Here is a 23,893-nt window from a genome sequence, read left to right on the forward strand (position 1 = left end):
GCGAAATTCCGTGCGGTCGGTTGCCGCGTCGAATCGATTGAAGGGTGCAAATCGGTTCATGCGCGCGAGATCAGCTCAGTGAGAGGCTTGCATTCGCAGGCGCGATCTCTCTTTTAGAACCGACATAAACTGACGAGAACGTGAAGCGCCGATCGGAAGGGTGATTTTCGACGGCCTTCAACATCCGACCCGAGGACTGGAAGGCATCGCATGTCCGACGTGAAATCCAACCGACCTCTGTCCCCGCATCTGACGATCTATCGGTTTCGTCCGACCATGGCGATGTCGATCATGCATCGCATCACCGGCGGTGCCCTGTATTTCGGCACGCTTCTGGTCGTGTGGTGGCTGGTCGCGGCTGCAAGCGGGCCAGAGGCGTTCGAGACGGCCGCTTGGTTCTTCGATTCCATCATCGGCAAGCTGATCCTCTTCGGCTATAGCTGGGCGCTGCTCCATCATGCGCTTGGCGGCCTTCGCCATTTCGTCTGGGACACCGGCCATGGCCTGTCCAAGGAAACCTCGACCAAGCTCGCTCAGGCGACGCTGGCGGGTTCCCTCGGGCTGACCGTCGTCATGTGGCTCGGCATCGTCCTCTTCGCATAAGGGAGCTTTCCATGTCCGATATGCGCACCCCGCTTCGCCGCGTCCGCGGCATGGGCTCGGCCCATGGCGGCACCGATCACTTCTGGCAGCAGCGGCTGACGGCGATTTCCAATTTCATTCTGCTCACGATCTTCGTCTTTGTGATCATTTCGCTCATCGGCGAAGGCTATGAGGGCATGAGGGCGACCTTCGGCAATCCGATTGTCGGCGTCGCGGCCGCGCTCGTGATCGTCTCGGCCTGCGTCCATATGCGACTTGGCATGCAAACCATCATCGAGGACTACGTGCATGGGCCGATGAAGTGGCCGCTGTCGATCGGCAACATCTTCTTCGCCTGCCTGATCGCGGGGCTTGGCCTCTATGCGATCGTCAAGATGAGCTTCGGAGTCTGATCCATGGCGTCCAACGCATCCAATGGGGGCCAGCCGCACCGCACGGCGCCTTCGCAGAACGGCAAAGCCTATGAATTCGTCGATCACGAATTCGACGTGGTCGTGGTCGGCGCCGGCGGGTCGGGCTTGCGCGCGACCCTCGGCATGGCCGAGCAGGGCTTGCGCACGGCCTGCATCACCAAGGTTTTTCCGACCCGCTCGCACACCGTTGCCGCCCAGGGTGGCATCGCGGCCTCCTTGCGGAACATGACCCCGGATTCCTGGCAGTGGCATCTCTATGACACGTTGAAGGGCTCGGACTGGCTCGGTGATGTCGACGCCATGCAATATATGGTCATGGAGGCGCCGAAGGCCGTCTATGAGCTCGAGCATTACGGCGTGCCGTTTTCGCGAACCGAAGAGGGGAAGATCTATCAGCGCCCCTTTGGTGGCCATATGCAGAATTTCGGCGAAGGCCCTCCGGTCCAGCGCACCTGTGCGGCGGCCGACCGGACTGGCCACGCCATTCTCCACACGCTTTATGGCCAATCGCTGAAGAACAACGCCCAGTTCTTCATCGAATATTTCGCCATCGATTTGATGATGAGCGAAGACGGTCGCTGCACAGGCGTCGTCGCGTGGAATCTCGACGACGGCACGGTCCATCGCTTTGCCGCTAAGACGGTGGTGCTTGCGACGGGCGGCTATGGACGCGCCTATTTCTCGGCGACCTCGGCCCATACCTGCACCGGCGACGGCGGCGGTATGGTCGCACGCGCCGGTCTTCCGCTCCAGGATATGGAATTCGTCCAGTTCCATCCGACTGGCATTTACGGCGCGGGCTGTCTGATCACGGAAGGCGCACGCGGCGAGGGCGGCTATCTCGTCAATTCCGAAGGCGAGCGCTTCATGGAGCGCTATGCGCCATCGGCCAAGGATCTGGCCTCGCGCGACGTCGTCTCGCGCTGCATGACCATGGAGATTCGCGAAGGGCGGGGCGTCGGCAAGGAGAAGGATCATATCTTCCTTCACCTCGACCATCTTGACCCGGCCGTGCTGCATGAGCGCCTGCCGGGAATTTCCGAGAGCGCCAAGATCTTCGCCGGTGTCGACGTGACCCGCGAGCCGATCCCGGTTCTGCCGACGGTCCATTATAATATGGGCGGCATCCCGACCAATTATTGGGGCGAGGTGTTGAATCCGACTGCCGAGGAGCCGGACCGGATCGTTCCGGGGCTCATGGCGGTGGGCGAGGCGGGTTGCGCCTCGGTTCACGGCGCCAATCGTCTCGGCTCCAATTCGCTGATCGATCTGGTCGTCTTTGGCCGTGCCGCCGCCATCAAGGCGGGGCAGGTCATCGATCGAAATTCCGCTGTGCCGTCGATCGACGAAGGCCAGTCCGAAAAAATCATGGCCCGTTTCGACGCAATTCGTCATGCCTCGGGTTCACATGCGACCGCCGATGTTCGCGAGCGGATGCAGAAGGCCATGCAGGAAGACGCCGCGGTGTTCCGGACTCAGGAGACGCTGGAGAATGGCTGCCAGCGTGTTTCTGCGATTTGGGGTGAGCTTTCCGATCTGAAGGTCAATGACCGCTCGATGATCTGGAATTCGGATCTCGTCGAGACTCTCGAACTCGAGAACCTCATGGCGAACGCCATCACCACGGTTTATTCAGCCGAGGCGCGCAAGGAGTCGCGCGGCGCTCACGCCCGGGAGGACTTCACGGAGCGGGACGACGAGAATTGGCGCCTGCATTCCCTGGCCCGGCTGTCAAGCGACGGCAAGGTCGATCTGAGCTATCGGGGCGTCCATACGGACTTCATCGCCGAGGGCATGCCGGCCGAGAAGATGGCGCCGAAGAAGCGCGTTTACTGACGCGACATGATGCCATGCGAGCGAACGCCGATCCTCGATCGGCGTTCGTCGTTTTGGCCGGCCCACAAAATGAGGCCGGCAGGACAAGGGAGGACAAATGAAAACCACGACTTCGCGGTCGACTTTCGCGATCGCCGCACTTCTCGCTGCTTCGATTGTAGCCGGTCCGGTCTTCGCGCAGGACTCGGATGGGGCTGCGCCTGCTCCGTCCCAGGAGACCGAGACGAGCGATCAGCCGCGCAATGCGGTGGGCGACAAGTTTGAATTGCCGCGTGTGTCCGGCGACAATCAGGTGGAACTGATCACGGGGCTCTGCGGCGTCCAGATGAAGGGCATGACGAAAGCCGATTGCGCCTGCCTCGCCGAGAGCGCCATGGGCGCTTTGAGCGACCCGCAGCGCGATTATCTCATCGCCTCCGTGGTCGCGCCGCCGGTCGCCGATCGGATGCTGAAGGATGGCCGTGTCGGCGAGAGCGATCAGGTGACGATCTTCACCTTCCTCAACACCCAGTCGGATCAGTGCCGGGCCGGTTCGCCGGGCGGAGCCGAAGCGCCGGATGCCGGCGAAGGCGCCGCTTCGTCGCCTGCCGCGGACGGCAAGGCGAACGCGCAGTGAATCAAAAAGGCCTCGGTCGGTGATCGAGGCCTTTTCCTTATGACGAGATTGGATGAGATTGCCGCCGATCGCGATGGCAGGTCGACCGACGATTGTTGGACCATCATGGCGAGAAGTTGTACGAACTTTCGGATCACATCACGCGGCAAAAACAAACACCGAGAGCGAAATCGCGATTCCGATTTGTGACATTTTGCTCTAAGCGCCGGGGCCGTTGATAACCGACTTCGTCTCGCGGATCGTCTCGAGATTGTGCTTCAGCACTGTCGGCTGCTCGCCGAGAGTGAAGGTCATCGGGTCGCGACCGAGAGCTGCGATCTCCTGCTCCAGGGCCGATCGCGTCTGTTCGCAATTGGCATAAGCCAGATTGGCGGCGACGGCCTCGTCGAATGCATTCGGAGCGACCTTCATGCTCTCGTCGTAATTGCAGAAGGCGTCGGTCCGCAGAGCCCGTTCGAAGCTTTCCGAGATCGGCGCGCCGGTCTCGGCTTCGATTGCAGCCTTCCGCGTGTTGTAGTTCTTCAAATAGGTCTGCTCCATGGCCAGCCGGCACTGGGCATAGACGAGTTCGCCGGGCCTCAGAAGCAGGCTCTTGCAATGCGCGTCGTCCTCATAGGCGGTGACGTTCAGGGTTTCCGTGACGACGTCGCCATCGTCGCTGACGCAGCCCGCAAGCATGATGCTGCAAAGCGCCAAAGCCGGTATTCGCATGATCGAAAATCCCTGATCGAAGTTGCGCCGCCTCATCAATGACGTTGGCGACGCGGATATGCGGATTGCAGAGCGTATCGCACCCCACCCGACAAATGTCCTAATGAGGCGGCACGTGGCTTGTCGCGAGACGGTCAACTCCCTCTCGGCGCCGCCAACCGAAAGAGGAAGGATGGTGCAGCGATCGCAGTCTGAGAGAAGGCGGGAATCCGGCAAAGCTGTGACCGGACGATCGTCGCGCTAAGATTCGGGTGCAGGCGTTGCCGATTTGTCTCATTAAGCCCGTACGATCGCTTCAAGGGACCTCAATTAATTGAGAGGCTTCGAGCGATTGGTCGGTCACGAACCTGTTCGCGGATCGACCGGGGCCAGCGGATCCGGCGCTTCGCTCTCTCCGCCGCCTCCCGAAGCCAGATCCTTCTTCACGGCCTCGATCAATTCGGGGATTGCGGATTTTGCCGCGCAGGTGCGTGTCGGGCTCGTGACTGCCTGCTGCTCCAGATCCGTTTCCTTAACGGGGCAGACCTTGCTTGCGAGATCGGGCTCGACGGAGACCGTCAGCGGAACGTCCGACACGGAGGCGTTCAGGCTTTCGGCGATCTTCGTGCGCACGTCCCAATCGCCGAGCGAGACCTCGACGGTGCTCTGGATCCCGCCTTCCTCGGGCGGTAGAAGAGCTTCAACAGGCGTTTCGAGAGGGGAGGTCGCGCTGGACGCGCTGCTTTCGCCGTTGTCCGACTGTGCCGCCACCGGCGCGATCGCGAAAGTCGCCCATACCATCCCCGCGGCAATGGCGCTGGGTATGAATTTCATCATGCTGCTCCGCAAAACCAAATTTCGTGACCGAACTTCGCAGCACAAGATTGGGCAAACTGGGCAACTCGCCAGTCCCGAACTGCAAAATTCCGACATGACCTGCAGACTATCGGGAGCGAGCGATCCGGCCAATTTCTTTCGATTGTGCCTGTGCAATGCAGGCATTCCGAAATGGCATGGCCCAACCATTGTGCACTGCAGCATCTATGCATAGCCTAGTGAGCGCAACCGTAAAGGACGCTGCCTGTCCCGTCTGATCGGGGCCCGGTCCTCAATCGACCCAAAGCCCGCGCGATGGTTGTTTAGGGCAAATAGGACGAAAGATCATGAAGGCACTTCTCATTGCAACGGCGCTCGGCGCCATGGCCGCCACCCCGAGCTTCGCCGATGAGCTCTTCCCGCAAACTGGCCGCACCTTCGAACTGGGTGGCGTGAACGGTTCGATCTACTACACCGCCGACGACCAGGAGTTCCGAGTGGTCACCACCGTCGGCGCGGAAGGCGCTTCGCCCGTGCGTCACGTGGCCTTCCTGCGCGACGGTCAATCCTTGCGGCTTGAAGTTCCCGGCGAGGCGGGTTCAGTTTCTCGGACCCTCGTCATCGAGCGGCTCGGCGATCGCTTGCATCTGGCGCCAGGCGCCGATTTGCGTGCGTCCCTCATGCTTGATTGAGACCGATTCCAATCGAGAGCAGCTTCAAAGGGCCTCTGTTGGACGGGTTTTGACGAGTGAACCGGGTGCTGCCGGTTCGCTCGTTCTCGCTTCAGAGAGATTGCGGGGCTCGTTGCACCCCGTTTGGAGACCTGTGCGCTATTACAAAGCCCTTGAGCGTGCCGACCTTGCAATCAGGTGTCCAGAAGCGCGCTTGCGTGAAGGCTTGCTTCCCCTGCCTCGGAATCGGCATGGTCACTCCGACTGAGATAAAGGGGTTTTCCGGGACTCGCGGGGGCATGCATGACCACGATCGCCATTGAACCGAGCGACTGTTTGATCGTCGTCGATGTTCAGAACGACTTTTGCGAGGGGGGAGCCCTGGCCGTACCGGATGGCGACGCGGTGGTCGAGCCCATCAACCATCTTGCCGTCCGTTTTCCCGTGATTGTCTTCACGCAGGACTGGCACACGCCCGCCCACGCATCCTTCGCCAGCACCCATGGGAAAACGCCATTCGAGATGACGCAGCTGGCCTATGGCGTGCAGGTCCTCTGGCCGGATCACTGCGTGATGGGGACGTCCGGTGCCGAATTTCATCCGATGCTCGATCAACGCGCGGCGCAACTGATCGTCCGCAAGGGCTTCCACCCGGAAGTCGACAGTTATTCCGGTTTTCAGGAGGCCGACCGTATGACGAAGACCGGGCTGGCCTCCTATTTGGGCGAGCGCAGCGTGAAACGCGTTTTCGTGTGCGGCCTCGCAACAGATTTCTGCGTGAACTGGACCGCCCAGGATGCGGCGCAGGCGGGGTTCGAGGTGTTCGTCATCGAAGATGCCTGCCGAGGGATCGATCTCGACGGATCGGTGGAAGCCGCGCGCCAAGCCATGACGGCTGCCGGCTGTCATTTTCTAACGATCGATGAGATTGAAGGTGCCGCCTCGGCCTGAGCCGTGCTGCAAGACGAAGCGTTTGAATGAACGCTGACGGAGCCGATGCAGACTTCGCGCACCGGCTCCGATTGAAGGGACAAAGCTTCTCCCGAGAAGACTTCTTAACCGGACACTTCTCTTACGACCGGCCCTGATCGCTCTCGTCACCCGCCTCCATGGCCTCGGCTGGCCGACGCTCGATCTCGGCGCCCTGCGGGTCGACGCTGCCAGGGCGGTCGAAGGCATTGTCCTGGCTCGGGCGGGCTTTCGGCGCCTGTTTGCGATAGCCAAGATCCTGATCGCGATCCTGCACATCCGACTGGTTCTGCTGATTGTCGAACTTATCCGGCGCGTTACTCATAATGTCGTCCTCTTGCTTGCTCGATCAGGGCGCTTTCCCGGTCGCTCCGACACAGGATGGCGATGAGCCCTTTCTTCACAAACCAGCCGAACCCGGTCTGCGTTCCGCGTGCCGATCCCATTCGACGCCTTGTGGTGCGCGGAGGGCTCGCCACATAGAGGCGACAGGCATCGACAGGACAGCATAAGGAGCGCTGCGCCGGAGCCGAAGCGAGGCCCGGACGCAGGAGCCCATTTTCGACGGGAGACGAGAACGATGGATATGAGAAGCGAAGACGCCGATTTTCCAGTCACGCGAACCGATGCCGAGTGGCGCCAGATGCTGACCCCGGAGCAATATGCCGTGATGCGCGAACATGGCACGGAGCGGCCCGGGAGTTGCGCCCTGCTAGCCGAAAAACGTGCCGGCACCTTCACCTGCGCCGGCTGCGGGCAGCCGCTCTTCATCTCTGGCACGAAATTCGAGAGCGGAACCGGCTGGCCGAGCTTCGATACGCCGATCGAAGGTGCCTTGGAAGAAACCGTCGATCGCAGCTACGGCATGGTGCGCACCGAGGTCCATTGCAGCCAATGCGGCAGCCATATGGGGCACGTCTTTCCCGACGGCCCGCCGCCGACGGGGCTGCGCTACTGCATTAATGGCGTGGCGATGAATTTCGAGCCCGCCGAGAGCTGACCCCTTTGCGGTCTGATCGATGCGTCTCCGTCATGCTTTTGCGGAGCCGCATCGGTCTTTGCGAACTCGAAGCTAGGCCACGACCTCAGCCATGTCCGCCGCCCCGCGCCGGACGATGACCGTCGTTCCGACCGGGACGCGACTTTCGAGATCGATCACGTCCTGGTTCATCATACGAATGCAGCCGGAGGAGACCGATTGGCCGATCGTGTGAGGCTCGTTTGTGCCGTGAATGCGGTAATAGGTGTCTTTGCCGCCGCGATAGAGATAGAGCGCACGAGCGCCGAGCGGGTTACCCAGGCCGCCCGGAAGGCCGCTGGCATAAGGCCCATAGCGGTCGGGATCGCGCCGGATCATGTTCGGTGTAGGCGTCCAGCCGGGCCAATCCGCCTTGCGCCGAATTGTCGCGGTGCCGGAGAAGGCAAAGCCTGCCTTGCCGACGCCCACACCATAGCGCATCGCCCGACCAGGGGCGGTGATCAGGAAGAGATAGTGGTTCTCCGGGTCGACCACGATGGTTCCGGTCTTCTCGGAGCCGGACCAGGCGACCTCGCGCCGAATGTTGCGCTCCTTCAGGACGGAGGCGGGCACGGCCGGCACGACGCGCCCATTGTCCTCGAAGGATCCGTACAGTCCCTCTTCGCCGAAAGCGTAGCCAAGAACCCGCCCCGTCGGACCACCCACGCTGGAACAGGCGGATAGGGGCAGCGCGCAGCCGGCGAGAAGCCCCAGGAAGAGTGACCGTCGGGTGATCATCGGCAAAGTCCTTCGGATATGTCCGTTCTTCGATCGCCTCGGTCGCCGCAGATGAAGGGCCTCCATAAATCCGCCATCGGCGGAGATACGCGGCGGCGCAGCCGGGAGAGAGCCGAGAAAACCGACCCCGTTTGTGCGCACTCCTCCCGCGCTTCCGCAACCCTGATGCCGACGGGAAACGCGGTTTCGGCGCCGTCTTGTGACGGGCCGGCAACAGCAGTTCTGTGATCTCGACAGCCTTGGGTAAGACAGGGCCCCATTGTCCGCGTCGACTGGCATGCGGATAGGGCTCGGCCGAAGACACATTGGCCCGCGTGGCGAGGACGATTCAGGGTCAGTTCGCTGCGACGTTGAGCGTCTCAGGTGTCGAAAGGCAAGTGGAAAGCAGAGTATTCCAAGACTCTTCGCTCACCTGCCATTGCGGCAATCAAAACGGCGCCGCTCTTTCAGGTAGCGATCCCTCTGCCGCCTGCGGATTTGAAGCCTAGACAGATGGCTACCGATCTTGTCCCCCACAACCTGTGCGGTGATATAGTCGCTCACTTTATTGCGCATGGTTAAAAGTAAGCTTATTATAAGAAGCTGGAAGTGGGGGGCGGCTGGATGCGGCAAGTCGAGGCCAAGCGAGCGACTGAAGAGGAAGCGATGCGGTGCCGGCTCCTCTTGGATTCGCTGGTGGACCAGGCGATCTTCTGGGTCGACAGCCGCGGAACCGTCGTCGAATGGAGCGCGGGTGCGACGACGCTTTTCGGCTATGGGCGTGATCGGATGCTCGGCCAGGACCAGTCGATCCTGTATTTCGAAGATGATCGTCGGAATGGTCTTCCGGACAGCTTTCTTCAAAGTGCCGCGCGAGACGGCGTGCATCGGCACTCCGGACAATTCCGCCATGAATGTGGTCAGGGTATCGAGGCGGAACAGACATTGCGCCCGGTCCATTCGGCAGCCGGCGATTTCATCGGCTATTCGGTGGTCGTTCAAGCCCGCTGTCCTGAAGCGAACGGATGCACGGACTTTCAGAAAGTGCTGATGGAACGCGTCGAGACGCTCGGTCAGTTGACGGGTGGCATCGCCCACGACTTCAACAATGTGCTGACGGCCGTTCTCGGCAATCTTGATCTATTGCAGACGAAGCTTCCCGCCGATGATCTCAGACTGGCGCGCCTCGTCAAGAATGCCCGTTCAGGCGCCCATCAGGGCGCGGCCCTCGTCAAGCAGCTTTCGGCCATCGGGCGGCGGCGACGATCCATTGCCGAGGATCTGGCCATCGGCGATCTCGTCTCCGATATCGTCGAGCTGATCCGCACCGCGGTTCCCGATTGCATCAGCCTGTCGGTGGATATCGCGCCGAATTTACCCTTGGTTCGCGGTGACCGCTGCCAGCTCGAAGCGGCGATCTTGAATCTCATCTTCAACGCGCGCGACGCGATCACCGAAGACGGTTCGATCGAGATAAGAGCGTCGGAGCAGGACTTGCCGCCTGACACGGCGGGTCATCCCTTGGTCGATCGGCACGCTTTCGTCGCCCTTTGTGTAAGGGATACCGGGCGAGGGATGGACGCCGAGACGCTGCGAAGGGCTGGTGAACCCTTCTTTACGACCAAACGCCTCGGCCGAGGGACGGGTCTCGGACTTGCCACGACGCGTGATTTCGTCGAGGGGAGCGACGGTCATTTTCGGATCGACAGCCAGCCGGGGCAGGGCACGTCGGTCATGCTCTGGTTGCCGGTGGCGGGATCGGCGCATGAGCGCTCCGCCACGTCTATCCATCGTCACGGCACCGCCCTGTCGTCGCAAGTGTCCTGATGCCAATGGCCTCTGGTGTTGCCGAGCTTTCGTTGGGCGCCCGACAGCCCGAGCAGCGTCCCAGTCCGGTGCCGGATTTGGGCGCCGCCCTTCGGGGCAGTTCATACGCCCGACGGAATAGCAGCAGGAGAGCAGGGCCGGCGCCGAAGGCCCTTATCCGCGTCCTTCGTGAAAATGCTCATAGATCTGGCGCGCCATGGCCTCGGAGATGCCTTCCACTTCGGTGAGATCGGTCAGGCCGGCTCGCGACACGGCCTTTGCGGTCCCAAAGTGATGGAGAAGCGCTCGCTTGCGCGAGGGGCCGATCCCAGCGATCTCGTCGAGCGGGTTCTTGACCATCTCCTTCTTGCGCCTGGCCCGGTGACTGCCGATCGCGAAGCGATGGGCCTCGTCGCGAAGGCGCTGGACGAAATAGAGAACTGGATCGCGCGGCGGCAGGCTGAAGGGCTCTTTCGCGCCGGTCACGAAGCGTTCGCGACCGGCGTCCCGGTCGACACCTTTGGCGACGCCGATCGTCACGACCTTTTCGGCAATGCCCAGCTCGGAGAGGATCGAGCGGACGGCCGAAATCTGCCCTTTGCCGCCGTCGATGAGGACGAGGTCGGGCCAGGCCGGGAAGGGCAGATCCGCTGCATCCTCGGCTTCGATCTCATCGCCCGCCGCCTTCGTATGTGCGTCGTCAAGTTCTACCGCGCCAGGGGCTTCGTCGCCATGCTCCTTCATCAGACGTGAGAAGCGGCGGGTCATCACCTCTTTCATCATGCCGAAATCGTCGCCGGGCGTGATGTCCGTGCTCTTGATGTTGAACTTGCGATATTGGCCCTTCACAAAGCCTTCGGGCCCCGCGACGATCATCGCGCCAACGGCATTCGTGCCCATGATATGGGAGTTGTCATAGACCTCGATCCGGCGAGGGGTGCGCTCAAGGCCGAAGGTCTCCCGCAACCCTTCGAGAAGGCGCGCCTGTGAGGACGTCTCGGCGAGGCGGCGGCCCAACGCTTCGCGGGCATTGGAGGTCGCGTGATCGACGAGATCGCGCTTTTCGCCGCGCGCGGGGACTTCGATGCGCACCTTGCGGCCGGCACGGACTGCGAGAGCCTCGGCGAGAAGGGCCGCATCCTCGAGCCGTTCGGGCAAGAGCACGAGCCGGGGCGCCGGCTTGTCGTCATAAAATTGCGACAGGAACGCGCCCAGCACCTCACCCGGCTCCAGCGAAGGATCGGCCTTGGGGAAATAGGCCCGGTTCCCCCAATTCTGGCCAGTGCGGAAGAAAAAGACCTGGACACAAGTCAGGCCACCCTCCTGATGAATGGCGAAGACGTCGGCTTCCTCCACTCCTTGCGGATTGATGCCCTGGTGGCTCTGGATATGGGAGAGGGCCGCGAGGCGATCGCGGAAGAGAGCGGCGCGTTCGAAATCGAGATCGTCCGAGGCGGCCGCCATCTGGTTCGCCATGGACTGCTTCACTTGGCCGGACTTGCCGGACAGGAACGCTTTGGCTTCGCTCACCAGCGCGCGGTAGTCGGCCTCCGGGATCTCATTCGTGCATGGGCCGGCACAGCGCTTGATCTGATGCAGAAGGCAAGGCCGGCTGCGGCTTTCGAAAACGGAGTCGGTGCAGGTTCGAATGAGGAAGGCGCGTTGGAGAGCGTTGATCGTCCGATCCACGGCGCCCGCCGAAGCAAACGGACCGAAATAGCTCCCCTTTCTCGATCGCGCGCCACGATGCTTCACGATCGCGGGCGCGGAATGATCATCGGTTACAAGGATATAGGGGAAGGACTTGTCGTCCCGCATGAGGACGTTGAAGCGCGGCTTCAGCCGCTTGATGAGATTGGCTTCGAGAAGCAGCGCCTCGGTTTCGGTTCGCGTGAGGACGAATTCCATCTGCCGTGTCGCGCGGATCATGCGGGCGATGCGCTGGGTGTGGCCGCCGAGCCGAGCATAACTTGAGACGCGCTTTTTCAAAGAGCGCGCCTTGCCCACATAGAGGACTTCCCCATCCTCGCTCATCATACGATAGACGCCGGGCTGGTTCGGAAGACGCTTCACGAGCGCGGCTATGAGATCGGCGCCGACGAGGTCACCGGTCTCGGCCTTCCCGGCATCAGCCCAATCAATAGCGGCGATGAGGCCGGCGCGTGCCTCGGCGTCGGGCTCGGCTTCGGCCGCCGTCTCGGATTCGAAATCGTCGTCCTCGGGAATGTCTGTCATGTCGTCCTGTATGTCGGCGCGAGGCATCAGAGCGCGGCCGGTGTGGCGCGAAGCCGATTGCGACCGCGTGCGGGAGCGGCGCCGACCGGGCCTGCGTCCTGTCTTGTCCATGGCATCATATAGGCCGCCCGGCCGGCGATGTTCACCGTGTTTTCTCGTGGCATCGAGGGCGGGCATCGCGCCCGCACAGTGACTGTTGCTGGGCCGCAACGATCAGCGATTATTCGCCCATCGTGTCGCTTAAGGCCTAGCGGCACCTTTCGTCTGGCCCCTGCGCCACCATCTTCCATCGTGTAGAATGACAAAAGGTCGAAGCGGCGGCCGGCAAATGGACACCTGCCCTTCGGCGAGCGGCCTTGAAGGTTGCAGGAGACGTACAAGAGCCGGACGAGAGGATCTCGGAGTCGAACCCATGCGGATCGCCAGAACCCTTCTGTTGATCGGGCCGCTCGGCCTTTGGACAGCGCCCGCCTTTGCGGCCGATGCTGTGCCGCGCTTTCCAGAGGCGCGGGTCGCGGAGCCGCCCGCCGCGCCGCCGGTTGAAATCTGGTCTGGGCCCTATGCCGGGACCTTCGTCGGTTACAACGTGTCGAATTTCGACGATCTGGCTGGTGCCTCCTTGCACGGCGAAGGCTTCGTCGGCGGTGTCTATGGCGGCTACAATCTGCAAAGCGGCAATCTCGTCTTCGGTATCGAGGCCGATATCGGCGGGTCGGGCTTCGATGCGTCCGATGCTCGCGGGGCGGGAGCGCAAGGCTATAGCGGCGAAAGCAACGTCTTCGGTTCGCTTCGCGGCCGGGCCGGCGTGGCGTTAGACCCGTTCCTCGTCTATGGCACGGCGGGTCTTGCCGTTGCAGATAGCGAGTTGTCGCGTTCCGGCTTTTCCGACACGGAGACCAATATCGGCTATACCGTCGGCGCCGGCATCGAGGCCCAGGTCTTCGACGGCGTCACCACACGTCTGGAATATCGCTATTCCGACTATGGCAATGCTGATTACGACCTCGGCAATACGGCGGTGTCCTCCGGTTTCGACGAGCATTCGGTTCGGGCCGGTGTCGCCCTGAAATTCTAACCTTCGGGTTTTCTTTGCGCCTTGTCGTCAATTCGCGGAAAGGCTGGCCTCCTGCGTGCATGACGCCTTCGCTTGAGGCCCGCATCGCCTTTTCGTGCTTAGGCGGATGCCCTGCGACGTTCGGCAAGATCCGGCGCCTCGGCCGGCATGCCGGTATCGCGCGAGGCGATCTCGGCGCCATGACGATAAAGGCCTTCGATCCGCTCTTCGAAAGCGTCTTCGCGCTCGATCAAGAGGCGCCGCGCCGCGTCCAGTGAGCCTTGTCGCAGCTCGGATTGACGCCGATCCATGAGGGCCAGGACAACCGACAGGCTTTGCGGATCGCCGAAGGATTCCGGCGTCTCGGTCAAGCCGGCCCTGAAGACCGCATAGTCATGATCGTCGCCGAGATCGTCCGCAATCGCCTTGGCGAGCTTGATCGCAGGCTCAAAGCCGTCCGGCCAGAGCGGTGACACGAGCCTCAAATGCATCCAGTGATATTTCATGCGCTTGCGCAATTCGTGAAGGTCGTCGGCCTGGCGCGAGCGCTTCGCCGTCTTGTGCGCTTTGCGCGCTCGGCCATAGGTCTGCGCCATCCCCTCGGCGATGAGCTGCACCTCACGTTTGACCTTCCTTCGCCCGTCGCCGATGACGAAACCTTCCATCTGGGTCTTGGCTTTGGCGAGGTTCACAAGCGCAGTTTCCACCGCTTCGCCCTGATGGGCAGCGCTCGTTTCCATCGCCTTGTCCCGATCGGCGGTCAGTTTGGCTCGGACCGGCCCGAAGGCGTCCGTCGCCACTTCGCCTGCAAAGTGCGCTTCGAGCTTGTCGATCGCCTCGACAAGAGCGGCCTTGTCGCGCACGTCGGAAAGACCCTTGGCCGCATCGCGGAAAAGTGCATTGAGGCTCTTATAGAGCTGCTCGTCGGCCGGCCGCAAAAGGCGGATAAGCCCGCGCAGTTTCTTGAAGCGCTTCCGGGCCTCGTGGATTGCCTCATGCGGGTCGTCGCCAAGCGCCGAGAGCGTGTCAGCGGCCCGGTCGATTTGTTGGATCGCCACATGGCGAAGCTGCGCATCCAGAGGCTTTGCCGGGTCGATCTTGTAGGCCACGTCGAAACACTCCTTGGGGATCTCTCATTCGTGAAGGGGATGATGGCGATCGCATTCGCCAATCGTCTGCCCTTCAATTCTTCGGCAATCCGTTCAGGGCGAGCCGCGCATTGGTGTAGGCCGGATTGTCCGTGACTTCCTCTCCGAAATAGTCTGGAAGCGCCATTTGCGTATCGGCACTGGAAAGCTCGATCTCACCGAGGACGAGACCGGCCAATTCGCCTTCGAAGACGTCGAGCTCGACCACGTGATCGCCATGGGCAATGCGGTAGCGCCGCTTCTCGATCAAGGAGCCGATCCGCTCGGCCGCCAGATCCTCCGCATCCTGCAGGGGAATTTCATATTCGAATTCTCCCCGATCGATCCCGCGTCCGGTCTTGATGGTGAGGCGCGCCGTCGTCTCATCGATGATCCTGATGCGACAGGAGCGGTCCTCGCCCACGAAGAAATAGGCTTGGCGTATCCTCGCGCCCGCCCCCTCAACCAGCCTTCGCCATTCATCGTTCCGCACCAGGAACTTGCGCTCGATCTCGCGTGCCAATTCAAAAAGGCTCCTCTGCGCTGCCTGCCCGGGTGTCTGCAATCGATCGAGCGGCGAATGGACGGAATGATTGTCAGCCGGGAACAGTTTGGAAAGCGATCAGACGGCAATATGGCCTCCTGCGGAAACCGGCAAAGACTGTCGGTTCGGAGATTGTGTCATGCCGCCTGAAATGAAAGCAATGACCGGCGCGAGCCGTGTCCGAAAGGCACGTGCATCGCGTCGCGGCGTCCTGTTCGGCCTCGTATCGAGCCTCTTTCTCCTGCCATTCGGCCGCTTCAAGCGGATCGAGCGGAGCGGCTTCGTCGAGCGCGGTGGCTGGATCCTCAAGCGGAGCGACGTCGAATGATCTTCTCGACCTACGCCGCCCTCAAGGAGTCAGGCTTTCTGCCTCGCGTCACGGTGGTCGGCAGCGGCCCGGCCGGCATCACCATTGCCCGCACACTCGCCAAAATGGGTATTCCCGTCGCCATATTCGAAGCGGGCGGCGAAGACATCACCGCCGAGTCCCAGGAGATCTACGAGGGCGAGACCTTCGGCGATCCGTATTTTACCCTCGACACGACCCGGCTTCGCTATTTCGGTGGCTCTTCGAACCACTGGGCCGGCTGGTGCCGCGCGATCGATGCGATGGATTTCGAGGCGAAACACTGGGTCCCGGACACGGGTTGGCCGATCGGACGCAATGCGATCGAGCCTTATCTCAGCGAAGTCCACGACATTCTCGATCTCGTACCTTTCGAGGACGACAAGCCGATCACCGAAGACATCTCGCTCATCCAGCTGATCAAAAGCCCGGCGGTGCGCTTTGCCAAGAAGTATCGCTCCGATATCGCTCACAGCCGCAACATCGCGCTCGTCCTCGACACCTATGTGACCGAGCTTGCCGGTGACGGCACGGCGGTCACCGGTGCGAGCATTCTGTCCGACGGCAAGGTTCATGACCACGATTCGCCGTTCTTCGTCGTGGCGACGGGCGGAATCGAGAATTCGCGCCTGCTTTTGTGGTCGAACGAGCGGTCCAATGGCGGCGTCGTGCCGCATGCCGCCGCCCTCGGGCGCTATTGGATGGAGCATCCGCAATTCATCGCGGCCGATGTGGTTCTGATGGCGCCTGACGCCTTTCCGCTCGACGCGCAGGGCGAGGCGTTCTTTTCCCCCTCCTTCAATGCGATCGAAGAGGCCGGCATCCTCAATTTCGGCGTTCGGCTGATCGCAAAACCCTATTCGGGCACGAAAGAGACCCTTGCCGATCTAGCCTGTTTCGCGCCGTCGGCGACCGAATGGCTTTCGGCCAAGGCTGGACTTCATCTGGTCTGTGGCGGTCATGTCTCCGTCGGCTGGGAGCAGGCGCCCGATCGTGAGAATCGCATCACCTTGTCTAACGACATGCGCGATGTGGCCGGCGTGCCGCGCACGGAACTTCGCTGGAAGAAAAACGACATCGACTATCGAACCCTGTCCGAAGGCCTTCGCATTTTCGGCCGCTCGCTCGCCGCGGTCGATGCCGGGCGTCTTCGCCTCGCCGATTGGGTCGACAAGCGCACCTATCCGGACGATGCCGAGCTCGCCGGCCATCATCATATGGGCGGCACGCGCATGAATCTCGACCCAAAACGCGGCATCGTCGATGCCGATTGCAAGGTGCATGGGATACGCAATCTCTATATAGCCGGCTCTTCGGTTTTCCCGACATCGGGCCATGCGAATCCGACGACGACCATCACCGCTCTGGCTCTGAGATTGGGCTATCATCTGGCCTCCAAGGCCGCTGCCTGAGCTTGCGATGATCCGCTTGCGGCGGAATGCCTCCGGTCGATAAGCGTGAAGATGGCGCGAGACCGTTCATACCCGTGCCTTGACGCTTCCATAGAATGAATGAAATCTCTATATCGGCGGGCCATGAGCACCATGCCCGCCGATACTCCGCTTGAGCGGATCCGCAATTTTTCGATCGTCGCCCATATCGATCATGGGAAATCGACGCTCGCCGACCGTCTGATTCAGAACACGGGCGGCCTCGATACCCGTGAGATGAAGGACCAGGTCCTCGACTCGATGGATATCGAGCGCGAGCGCGGTATCACGATCAAGGCCCAAACCGTGCGCCTGCATTATAAGGCGCGGGACGGGCAGACCTACGTTCTCAATCTGATCGACACGCCGGGCCATGTGGACTTCGCCTATGAAGTCTCGCGCTCGCTTTCGGCCTGCGAGGGAGCGCTTCTCGTCGTCGATGCGGCGCAAGGGGTCGAGGCCCAGACGCTCGCTAATGTCTATCTGGCCCTCGACAACGATCTCGATATCGTCCCTGTCCTCAACAAGATCGATCTTCCTGCCGCAGAACCCGACAAGGTGAAGGAGCAGATCGAAGAGGTCATCGGCCTCGACGCCTCCGAAGCGGTGATGATCTCGGCGAAATCCGGCCTCGGCATCGAGGACGTTCTGGAGGCGATCGTTCATCGTTTGCCCGCGCCGAAGGAGGGCGATCGCTCGGCGCCCTTGAAGGCGATGCTGGTCGATAGCTGGTACGACGCCTATCTCGGCGTCATCGTTCTCGTCCGCGTCATCGACGGTGAGCTGAAAAAGGGTCAGACGATCCGCATGATGGGAACGGACGCTAAATATCCGGTCGACCGGGTCGGCGTCTTCACCCCGAAAATGGTGCAGGTGGACGCGCTCGGGCCTGGTGAGCTCGGCTTCATCACCGCCTCGATCAAAGAGGTCGCCGACACTCGCGTCGGCGATACGATTACCGAGGACAAGCGCCAGACGAAGACGATGCTGCCGGGCTTCAAGCCCGCCCAGCCTGTCGTCTTCTGCGGTCTCTTTCCGGTGGACGCCGCCGACTTCGACGATCTTCGGGCCGCCATGGGCAAGCTTCGTCTGAACGACGCGTCCTTCTCGTTCGAAATGGAATCGTCTGCCGCGCTCGGCTTCGGTTTCCGCTGCGGGTTCCTTGGCCTTCTTCATCTGGAGATCATCCAGGAGCGTCTGTCGCGCGAATTCGATCTCGATCTGATCGCAACTGCCCCGTCGGTTGTCTACAAGATCCATATGACCGATGGGTCGGACATCGAACTGCATAATCCCGCCGACATGCCCGACGTCGTGCGGATCGATCATATCCAGGAACCCTGGATCAAGGCGACGATCCTGACCCCGGACGACTATCTCGGCAATATCCTGCAGCTTTGCCAGGAGCGGCGCGGCATTCAGGTGGACCTGTCCTATGTCGGCAAGCGCGCGATGGTGGCCTATGAGCTGCCGCTCAACGAAGTCGTTTTCGACTTCTACGATCGGTTGAAGTCGATTTCGAAGGGATATGCCTCCTTCGACTATCAGATGACCGATTATCGCGAGGGCGACCTCGTGAAGATGAGCATTCTCGTCAATGCCGAGCCGGTCGACGCCCTGTCCATGCTCGTTCACCGGTCCCAGGCTGACCGGCGCGGCCGCGCCATGTGCGAGAAGCTGAAGGAGCTGATCCCGCAGCATCTCTTCAAGATCCCCATCCAGGCGGCGATCGGCGGCAAGGTGATCGCCCGCGAGACCATTTCGGCCCTGCGCAAGGACGTGACCGCCAAATGCTATGGCGGCGACGCGACCCGCAAGCGCAAGCTTCTGGAGAAACAGAAGGAAGGCAAGAAGCGGATGCGTCAGTTCGGCAAGGTGGAAATCCCGCAGGAAGCCTTCATCGCTGCGCTGAAGATGGATAGCTGACGACCTTCAAGGCAAAATGGCGTGTCTGATTGATCGCGTTTCGCTTTCAACAGTCGGGCGATGAATCAGGATCCATAGTGCGCGACACTTCGCTCAGGAGCGCAGTCTGCGACTTGGTCCAAAGGCCGATTCCTTCGACGCATCATCATTCTCGGGCTCTGTCCCTACGACATTCACACATCCTGCGAAGGGCCGGTATTACGGGGATTGCGATCGACCATTGTCATGACACTGACCTTGGTGATCTGTCTCGGTAGCCGGCAGCAAGCGCCGACGACTTCTCCCCCCGGGGGAGAAAGTGCCCGAAGGGCGGATGAGGGGGATATTTTCTGCGATATCAGGGTTTTCGCCGATCGGCATCTCTTCTAAAAGACTCCTGGCCGGCCCCTCATCGCCTGCCGGCACTTCTCCCCCATGGGGGAGAAGCAGAAGCTTCCAGGCCCGGCCCTTACCTGTTAGCGAGAAGATGTGTGAATGTCGTAGGGCTCTGTCCCGAGAATCCAGAAGTGTCTGAAACTAGAGAGGCTTCACTGGCGCACTGGATGCTCGGGACGGCGCCCGAGCATGACAAACGCGAGAGAAATGAACGCCTGATTTGCAAGTGCCGTGTGCTCGCCAGACGCCGTTTGAAGAGACTGTCGGGTACCGTGACGAGGATCGCCGCGCGCTCTACCGGAAAAGCCGGCGCATAGAGTCTTCGGCCAGAATGTTGGAAAATTCTAAGGCAAAACCGTCTTCGAGATTGCGGACCACGCGGCCGGGCATCGCGCCGAGCGTGATCTGAGAACCCAAGGCCGGGCGCACCGAGCATTGAACGGCGGCGCCGGAGAGCGATAGATCGATGATCTTGACCTTGTAGCGGCGCCCATCGGCCAGGATGATGTCGCGGAACGGATTCTCGGGTTGCAGACGCTCGTGGCGACGATCTTCGGGCAGGTTGAGAAGATCGCGATTGCAGAGCCAGGTGAGCTTGGCGGCCAGCCTCTCGCGCTTGCGCTCCGTCGCGGCCGTCGACATGGAGAAGCCGCCGGTGAAGAGCTCGGTGACGACGCCTTCCAGCCGACCCACATGATCGGCATAGACGATGATCCGCTCCTCGACCGCAGGCGGCGAGGTGGTCAGGATGGATGCTTCTGCTGGAGACATCGAGTCGATGCGGCAGGGAAACTCGGTATGGTCGGGACGCATGAAGCGGCCGAGAAGATCGACCGGCACCGCATTGAACTCGCTGGCTTCGACGCCTTCCTGGCCCTGCATCATTCCACCCTGTTCCTCTTAACCGCCGCGCTTGACCGCATCTCGGCGACACTTTCGCACGACCATGGTTAACGAGGGCTGATCTTCGCGTCGGAACGAATGGAAACTGAGAAGCGTGGTTTACGGATAAAGCGACAAGTCGCGCCGCCGGTTCGTCAATTATGGATCGCAAGCTTCAGCCGATAGGCCCCGTCGACCGGCCCGTCGAACATCTCGCCGATCTGCGGATGGCGCACCGGCTGGCCGCTGTCGTCCGGGACGAGGTTCTGTTCGGAGCAGTAAGCGACATATTCCGTCTCCTCGTTTTCGGCGAAGAGATGATAGAAGGGCTGATCCTTGCGCGGGCGGATGTCTTCGGGGATTGCCTGATACCATTCCTCGGTGTTGTCGAAGATCGGATCGACGTCGAAGATCACGCCCCGGAAAGGGTAGATCCGGTGGCGGACGATCTGTCCGATGAAGAAGCGCGCCGTTTGCATGACGAAGGGGACTCCGTTACCGAGCATTGCCATAGCCAAGATCGACGGGTCGGCGCAAGAATCGATCACCCCGCGAGCATTGACAACAGGCATGGTGGCCAGACCTTCCACGAACCGGGAAGCGATCTCGGCGCCACTCGACTTTTCCCGATCATCCGGCCGAGCCGTCCGTCAGGCAGCCAGCCCGGATGGCCGCAGCAACGGATGCCGCGCTTCCGCCCATGCTTCAGATCCTTGGATTGATCGCGCCCTTTTTCGGTCTCATTGGTCTCGGCTTCGGGGCGGGTCGCATTGCCCGTCACCCGGTCGAGGGGCTGGCCTGGCTCAATATCTTCGTCATCTATATCGCGCTGCCGGCGCTGTTCTATCAGCTCTTGTCGAAGACGCCGGTCGAGGAGCTGACGCGGATCGGCTTCATCGCGGCCACCACATTGGCGACCTTCGTCGTCTTTGCCGGCACTGTCCTCCTCGGCTTATGGCGCACGAAAGGGGATCTTGCCAGCGCGACGATCCAGGGTTTTGCGGGCGCCTATGGCAATATTGGCTATATGGGTCCCGGGCTTGCGCTCGCGGCCTTCGGTCCGTCTGCCGCCGTGCCCGTGGCGCTGATCTTCTGCTTCGACAACACCATGCATTTTACCATGGCGCCGCTTCTCATGGCGCTGTCGGGGAGTAGCAGCAACAATTCACCCTTCGCGATCATGCGGGCGGTCTTGTGGCGGATTTTCACCCACCCATTCATCCTAGCGACCATTGTTGGTGTCGGCGCCGCTTTGACCGGGCTCACACTGCCGGAGCCTGTCGACCGCTTCCTTCAGCTTCTGGCGAATGCGGCGGCGCCTTGTGCGCTATTTGCCATGGGCGTCACGCTCGCCCTTCGTCCGCTGAAGCGTGTCCCGGTCGAGCTGACTTGGCTCGTGCCGATCAAGCTCGTGATCCATCCGCTGGTGGTCTGGCTGTTTCTCGGCTTCGTCTCCGATGTGGACGAGGCGTGGATAAAAAGCGCGATGCTGATGGCGAGCCTGCCGGCCGCCACGAATGTCTTCGTCATCGCCCAGCAGTATCAAGTCTGGGTGGAGCGGGCGACGGCAACGGTTCTGGTGACCACTGTCCTGTCCGTCGCAACCGTCACCCTGCTTTTATATCTCTTCTCGACCGGCCATCTCCCGCTCAGCCCGTTTGGTTGAGCGGTGCTCCTTGGCCGCGCGCCAGGGGGAGCGGAAGAGCCCCGAGCCGGGCGCGACCCCCTCACGCATGGCAAAGCGTCTCAAAGGCGGAATTGCGGCCATGGCCGAAAGCCCGAGACTGCGCGCGAACTGAACGGGCAGCATGTCGGCCAGGAGCGAGCGGTTGAGGAGATCGACGCCGACCGTCCGGCTCGCCACATCGGCGCGGCGTTTGGCTTCGAAGCTGAGAAGCGTCGACGCGCGTCCCGGGTCGTCGCGGCTTTCGAGAAGGCAGTCGACCAGAGCCTGGCAATCCCTCAGACCGAGATTGAGCCCCTGCGCGCCAATCGGCGGGAAGACATGGGCTGCCTCACCGACCAGAGCGAGCCGCTCCCCAGTCAATCGATCGACCGAGGTGCCCGACAAGGGGAAGGCCTGGATCTCGGACTCGATCGTCACCCGACCCAGAATCGAGTGCATCTTCTCTTCGACGATACGTTCAAGCTTCTCGGTCTTCACGTCCACATAGAGCTCGGCGAGATCGGGTTTTTCTACCCAGACGATCGCCGAGCGACGGCCGGGCAGGGGAACCTGGGTGAAAGGGCCGGTCTTGGTGTGGAACTCGGTCGAGATCTGATCATGCGGCACGTCATGGCCGATATTGAAGACGAGCGCCGTCTGCGGGTAGCGCCAATCGCGGGTCTTGATCCCGGCCGCCTCGCGCATGACGGAGCGGCGACCATCGGCCGCGACCACTAGTGAAACGGCGATCTTATTGCCATCGGCTAAGGTGACGACCGCCCCGTCTCTGTCGGTTTCGACGCCACTTGCCGCGATTGCGCGTCTCTCCAGCCTGTCCGTCTGATCCACAGCCTCATCGAGCAAGGCGGCAAGATCGGCGTTGAGAATATTCGTGCCGAAAGCCGGCCGATCGATTTCGGAGGCGCGGAATTCGATCGTCGGTGCTCGGAACAGCCGGCCGGTGTCGTCCACGAGCCGCATCACCGCAAGGCTTTCGCCTTTCGCCCTAATGGGTCCTGCCAGGTCGATTCGATCGAGAAAATCCATCGAGGCGCCGATCAGCGCGGTGGACCGGAAATCGGTTGGTGCGGGCGGCGCGAGCAGAATGGTGTCGAAGCCGGCTCTGGCGAGCGCGATAGCCGTCGCTGTTCCAGCCAAGCCGCCGCCGACGACCGCGATCTCACGTCTCTCCATATCCCATAAGCTCCTTCTCACGATCCCATGCCAGATATGACCCCGGAGCGCGCTTCGCGCCACAAGGTCTCGACAGGCGGGGAAAATTCCTCTCAACATCGCGAATTACGCCATGGGCCGCTGATGTCCATGGTTCACGGTCGCCTCGAAGGGGCGACAGATTGCAGCGCGAAGAAGACGGCCTGATTGCGAAAGGGCCCGAAGCGAGAATGGTGTTCGATCTTTCCCAATTTGCCCAATGGCGGGCCTTCCTCGTCCATGTCCTGACCGCAACCGGGGCATTCTTCGCCTTTCTGTCGCTGATTGCGGCGGGCGAGGGACGCTTCGTCGATTGTTTCCTCTGGCTCGGCGTCGGGCTGGCGGTGGATGGTGTCGACGGCCCGATCGCCAGGCATTTCGATATCAAACGCCGGCTGCCAAACTGGTCAGGCGACCTTCTCGATTCGGTCATCGACTATTCGACCTTCAGCCTAATCCCCGCCGTCGCGCTCTATCATTCGGGGATTATTGGCCGGCCAACGTCCTTCGTTGCGGCCGGCCTCATCGTGATCACGAGCGCGATCTATTACGCCGACCTCAGGATGAAGACGAAGGACAACTTTTTCCGGGGCTTTCCGGTCTGCTGGAACATGCTGGTCTTCACGCTCTTTGCGATCTCGCCGAACGAGTCGACGGCCTTCGCTTTCGTCGTCTTCTGTTCGGTGGCGACCTTTCTTCCCATCAAGTTTCTTCATCCCGTCCGCGTCAAACGACTGCGGGGCCTCAATCTGACGGTCTTCGCCGCCTGGTCGCTGTTCGGCATCTGGGCTTTGCTACAGGGGCTGGAGCCGTCCTGGCCGGTCAAGGCGGGACTTGTCGTGACCGGGCTCTACCTCTTCTGCATCGGCGGCGTCCTTCAGGCCTATGATCGCTACAAGGGCCGGCGCCGCCTCAGCCGAGGCTGACGTTCAGCCTAATAG

Annotated in this window: 24 protein-coding genes and 1 pseudogene; 15 read left to right on the forward strand and 10 right to left on the reverse strand. The window is 61.6% G+C overall.

Translation table 11 applies throughout. The features are described 5' to 3' along the window. Nucleotides 1–210: 210 nt before the first annotated feature. The 4 genes from sdhC (at nucleotide 211) to B9A15_RS09730 (ending at nucleotide 3,468) form a co-directional block, all read left to right on the forward strand. Complete coding sequence (gene sdhC, locus B9A15_RS09715) at nucleotides 211–603, forward strand: succinate dehydrogenase, cytochrome b556 subunit (protein ID WP_084409867.1); 393 nt, start codon at nucleotides 211–213, stop codon at nucleotides 601–603. A gap of 11 nt (nucleotides 604–614) precedes the next feature. Then, on the forward strand, nucleotides 615–995 hold the full coding sequence (gene sdhD, locus B9A15_RS09720) for a succinate dehydrogenase, hydrophobic membrane anchor protein (protein WP_084409868.1): 381 nt from the start codon (nucleotides 615–617) through the stop codon (nucleotides 993–995). 3 nt (nucleotides 996–998) lie between these two features. Continuing rightward, nucleotides 999–2,852, forward strand: a complete 1,854-nt coding sequence (gene sdhA / locus B9A15_RS09725; protein WP_084409869.1) for a succinate dehydrogenase flavoprotein subunit — start codon at nucleotides 999–1,001, stop codon at nucleotides 2,850–2,852. A gap of 97 nt (nucleotides 2,853–2,949) precedes the next feature. Beyond that, entirely contained in the window at nucleotides 2,950–3,468 is a 519-nt protein-coding gene (locus tag B9A15_RS09730; protein WP_084409870.1) for a hypothetical protein, read from the forward strand. Between the two features lie 198 nt (nucleotides 3,469–3,666). Here the strand turns inward: B9A15_RS09730 and B9A15_RS09735 are convergent, their stop codons facing one another. Both B9A15_RS09735 and B9A15_RS09740 read right to left on the reverse strand, forming a co-directional pair. Continuing rightward, a complete protein-coding gene (locus B9A15_RS09735; protein WP_084409971.1) occupies nucleotides 3,667–4,179 on the reverse strand; it encodes a hypothetical protein in 513 nt (170 codons plus the stop codon). Between the two features lie 339 nt (nucleotides 4,180–4,518). Next, nucleotides 4,519–4,995: a hypothetical protein gene (locus tag B9A15_RS09740; RefSeq protein ID WP_139798308.1), complete on the reverse strand. Its 477-nt coding sequence runs from the start codon at nucleotides 4,993–4,995 to the stop codon at nucleotides 4,519–4,521. A 326-nt stretch (nucleotides 4,996–5,321) separates the two neighbouring features. Here B9A15_RS09740 and B9A15_RS09745 point away from each other — a divergent pair, with 326 nt between their 5' ends. Continuing rightward, on the forward strand, nucleotides 5,322–5,666 hold the full coding sequence (locus tag B9A15_RS09745; protein ID WP_084409872.1) for a hypothetical protein: 345 nt from the start codon (nucleotides 5,322–5,324) through the stop codon (nucleotides 5,664–5,666). Nucleotides 5,667–5,948: 282 nt separating this feature from the next. After that, nucleotides 5,949–6,596, forward strand: a complete 648-nt coding sequence (gene pncA / locus B9A15_RS09750; RefSeq protein WP_084409873.1) for a bifunctional nicotinamidase/pyrazinamidase — start codon at nucleotides 5,949–5,951, stop codon at nucleotides 6,594–6,596. 121 nt (nucleotides 6,597–6,717) lie between these two features. On the opposite strand, the gene B9A15_RS09755 is transcribed toward pncA, so the two are convergent. Then, nucleotides 6,718–6,939 (reverse strand): hypothetical protein, encoded by a 222-nt coding sequence (locus B9A15_RS09755; protein ID WP_084409874.1) that lies wholly within the window; start codon nucleotides 6,937–6,939, stop codon nucleotides 6,718–6,720. A 255-nt stretch (nucleotides 6,940–7,194) separates the two neighbouring features. Here B9A15_RS09755 and msrB point away from each other — a divergent pair, with 255 nt between their 5' ends. Beyond that, nucleotides 7,195–7,614, forward strand: coding sequence for a peptide-methionine (R)-S-oxide reductase MsrB (msrB, locus tag B9A15_RS09760; RefSeq protein ID WP_170923233.1), 420 nt, complete (start codon nucleotides 7,195–7,197; stop codon nucleotides 7,612–7,614). A 72-nt stretch (nucleotides 7,615–7,686) separates the two neighbouring features. Here the strand turns inward: msrB and B9A15_RS09765 are convergent, their stop codons facing one another. Beyond that, complete coding sequence (locus tag B9A15_RS09765; protein ID WP_084409876.1) at nucleotides 7,687–8,370, reverse strand: L,D-transpeptidase; 684 nt, start codon at nucleotides 8,368–8,370, stop codon at nucleotides 7,687–7,689. Nucleotides 8,371–9,015: 645 nt separating this feature from the next. Here B9A15_RS09765 and B9A15_RS23815 point away from each other — a divergent pair. Both B9A15_RS23815 and B9A15_RS23365 read left to right on the forward strand, forming a co-directional pair. Continuing rightward, nucleotides 9,016–9,291 (forward strand): annotated as a pseudogene (locus B9A15_RS23815) (PAS domain-containing protein); the annotation flags it as partial. Nucleotides 9,292–9,399: 108 nt separating this feature from the next. Further along, nucleotides 9,400–10,176, forward strand: coding sequence for a sensor histidine kinase (locus tag B9A15_RS23365; RefSeq protein WP_244556881.1), 777 nt, complete (start codon nucleotides 9,400–9,402; stop codon nucleotides 10,174–10,176). Between the two features lie 153 nt (nucleotides 10,177–10,329). Here the strand turns inward: B9A15_RS23365 and uvrC are convergent, their stop codons facing one another. Then, entirely contained in the window at nucleotides 10,330–12,390 is a 2,061-nt protein-coding gene (uvrC, locus tag B9A15_RS09775) for an excinuclease ABC subunit UvrC (protein WP_139798309.1), read from the reverse strand. Nucleotides 12,391–12,802: 412 nt separating this feature from the next. On the opposite strand from uvrC, the gene B9A15_RS09780 reads away from it, so the two are divergent. Then, nucleotides 12,803–13,465 (forward strand): outer membrane protein, encoded by a 663-nt coding sequence (locus tag B9A15_RS09780; protein WP_084409878.1) that lies wholly within the window; start codon nucleotides 12,803–12,805, stop codon nucleotides 13,463–13,465. A gap of 98 nt (nucleotides 13,466–13,563) precedes the next feature. On the opposite strand, the gene B9A15_RS09785 is transcribed toward B9A15_RS09780, so the two are convergent. Both B9A15_RS09785 and B9A15_RS09790 read right to left on the reverse strand, forming a co-directional pair. Then, nucleotides 13,564–14,553, reverse strand: a complete 990-nt coding sequence (locus B9A15_RS09785; protein WP_170923234.1) for a CHAD domain-containing protein — start codon at nucleotides 14,551–14,553, stop codon at nucleotides 13,564–13,566. 73 nt (nucleotides 14,554–14,626) lie between these two features. Next, entirely contained in the window at nucleotides 14,627–15,094 is a 468-nt protein-coding gene (locus B9A15_RS09790) for a CYTH domain-containing protein (protein ID WP_084409880.1), read from the reverse strand. 181 nt (nucleotides 15,095–15,275) lie between these two features. On the opposite strand from B9A15_RS09790, the gene B9A15_RS22930 reads away from it, so the two are divergent. From B9A15_RS22930 to lepA, 3 genes are all read left to right on the forward strand, one after another. Further along, complete coding sequence (locus tag B9A15_RS22930) at nucleotides 15,276–15,443, forward strand: hypothetical protein (protein ID WP_170923235.1); 168 nt, start codon at nucleotides 15,276–15,278, stop codon at nucleotides 15,441–15,443. Further along, nucleotides 15,440–16,873, forward strand: coding sequence for a GMC oxidoreductase (locus B9A15_RS09795; protein WP_084409881.1), 1,434 nt, complete (start codon nucleotides 15,440–15,442; stop codon nucleotides 16,871–16,873). Before B9A15_RS22930 ends, B9A15_RS09795 begins: the two co-directional genes overlap by 4 nt. A gap of 132 nt (nucleotides 16,874–17,005) precedes the next feature. Further along, nucleotides 17,006–18,817 (forward strand): translation elongation factor 4, encoded by a 1,812-nt coding sequence (gene lepA / locus B9A15_RS09800; RefSeq protein ID WP_425292953.1) that lies wholly within the window; start codon nucleotides 17,006–17,008, stop codon nucleotides 18,815–18,817. A gap of 669 nt (nucleotides 18,818–19,486) precedes the next feature. Here lepA and B9A15_RS09805 read toward each other — a convergent pair. Beyond that, the gene (locus B9A15_RS09805) at nucleotides 19,487–20,077 is read right to left on the reverse strand and encodes a PilZ domain-containing protein (RefSeq protein ID WP_084409883.1); all 591 of its coding nucleotides are present in this window, start codon (nucleotides 20,075–20,077) and stop codon (nucleotides 19,487–19,489) included. Between the two features lie 152 nt (nucleotides 20,078–20,229). Beyond that, nucleotides 20,230–20,553: a heat shock protein HspQ gene (gene hspQ / locus B9A15_RS09810; protein WP_084409973.1), complete on the reverse strand. Its 324-nt coding sequence runs from the start codon at nucleotides 20,551–20,553 to the stop codon at nucleotides 20,230–20,232. A 221-nt stretch (nucleotides 20,554–20,774) separates the two neighbouring features. On the opposite strand from hspQ, the gene B9A15_RS09815 reads away from it, so the two are divergent. Further along, on the forward strand, nucleotides 20,775–21,740 hold the full coding sequence (locus tag B9A15_RS09815) for an AEC family transporter (protein ID WP_084409974.1): 966 nt from the start codon (nucleotides 20,775–20,777) through the stop codon (nucleotides 21,738–21,740). On the opposite strand, the gene B9A15_RS09820 is transcribed toward B9A15_RS09815, so the two are convergent. Then, a complete protein-coding gene (locus B9A15_RS09820) occupies nucleotides 21,693–22,934 on the reverse strand; it encodes a UbiH/UbiF family hydroxylase (RefSeq protein WP_084409884.1) in 1,242 nt (413 codons plus the stop codon). The two genes, B9A15_RS09815 and B9A15_RS09820, sit on opposite strands and share 48 nt — an antisense overlap. A gap of 209 nt (nucleotides 22,935–23,143) precedes the next feature. Between B9A15_RS09820 and pcsA the strand changes: the two genes are divergently transcribed. Continuing rightward, nucleotides 23,144–23,878 (forward strand): phosphatidylcholine synthase, encoded by a 735-nt coding sequence (pcsA, locus tag B9A15_RS09825; protein ID WP_084409975.1) that lies wholly within the window; start codon nucleotides 23,144–23,146, stop codon nucleotides 23,876–23,878. Nucleotides 23,879–23,893: the final 15 nt, after the last annotated feature.

Source organism: Fulvimarina manganoxydans (assembly GCF_900176465.1).
GTDB classification, from domain to species: Bacteria; Pseudomonadota; Alphaproteobacteria; order Rhizobiales; family Rhizobiaceae; genus Fulvimarina; species Fulvimarina manganoxydans.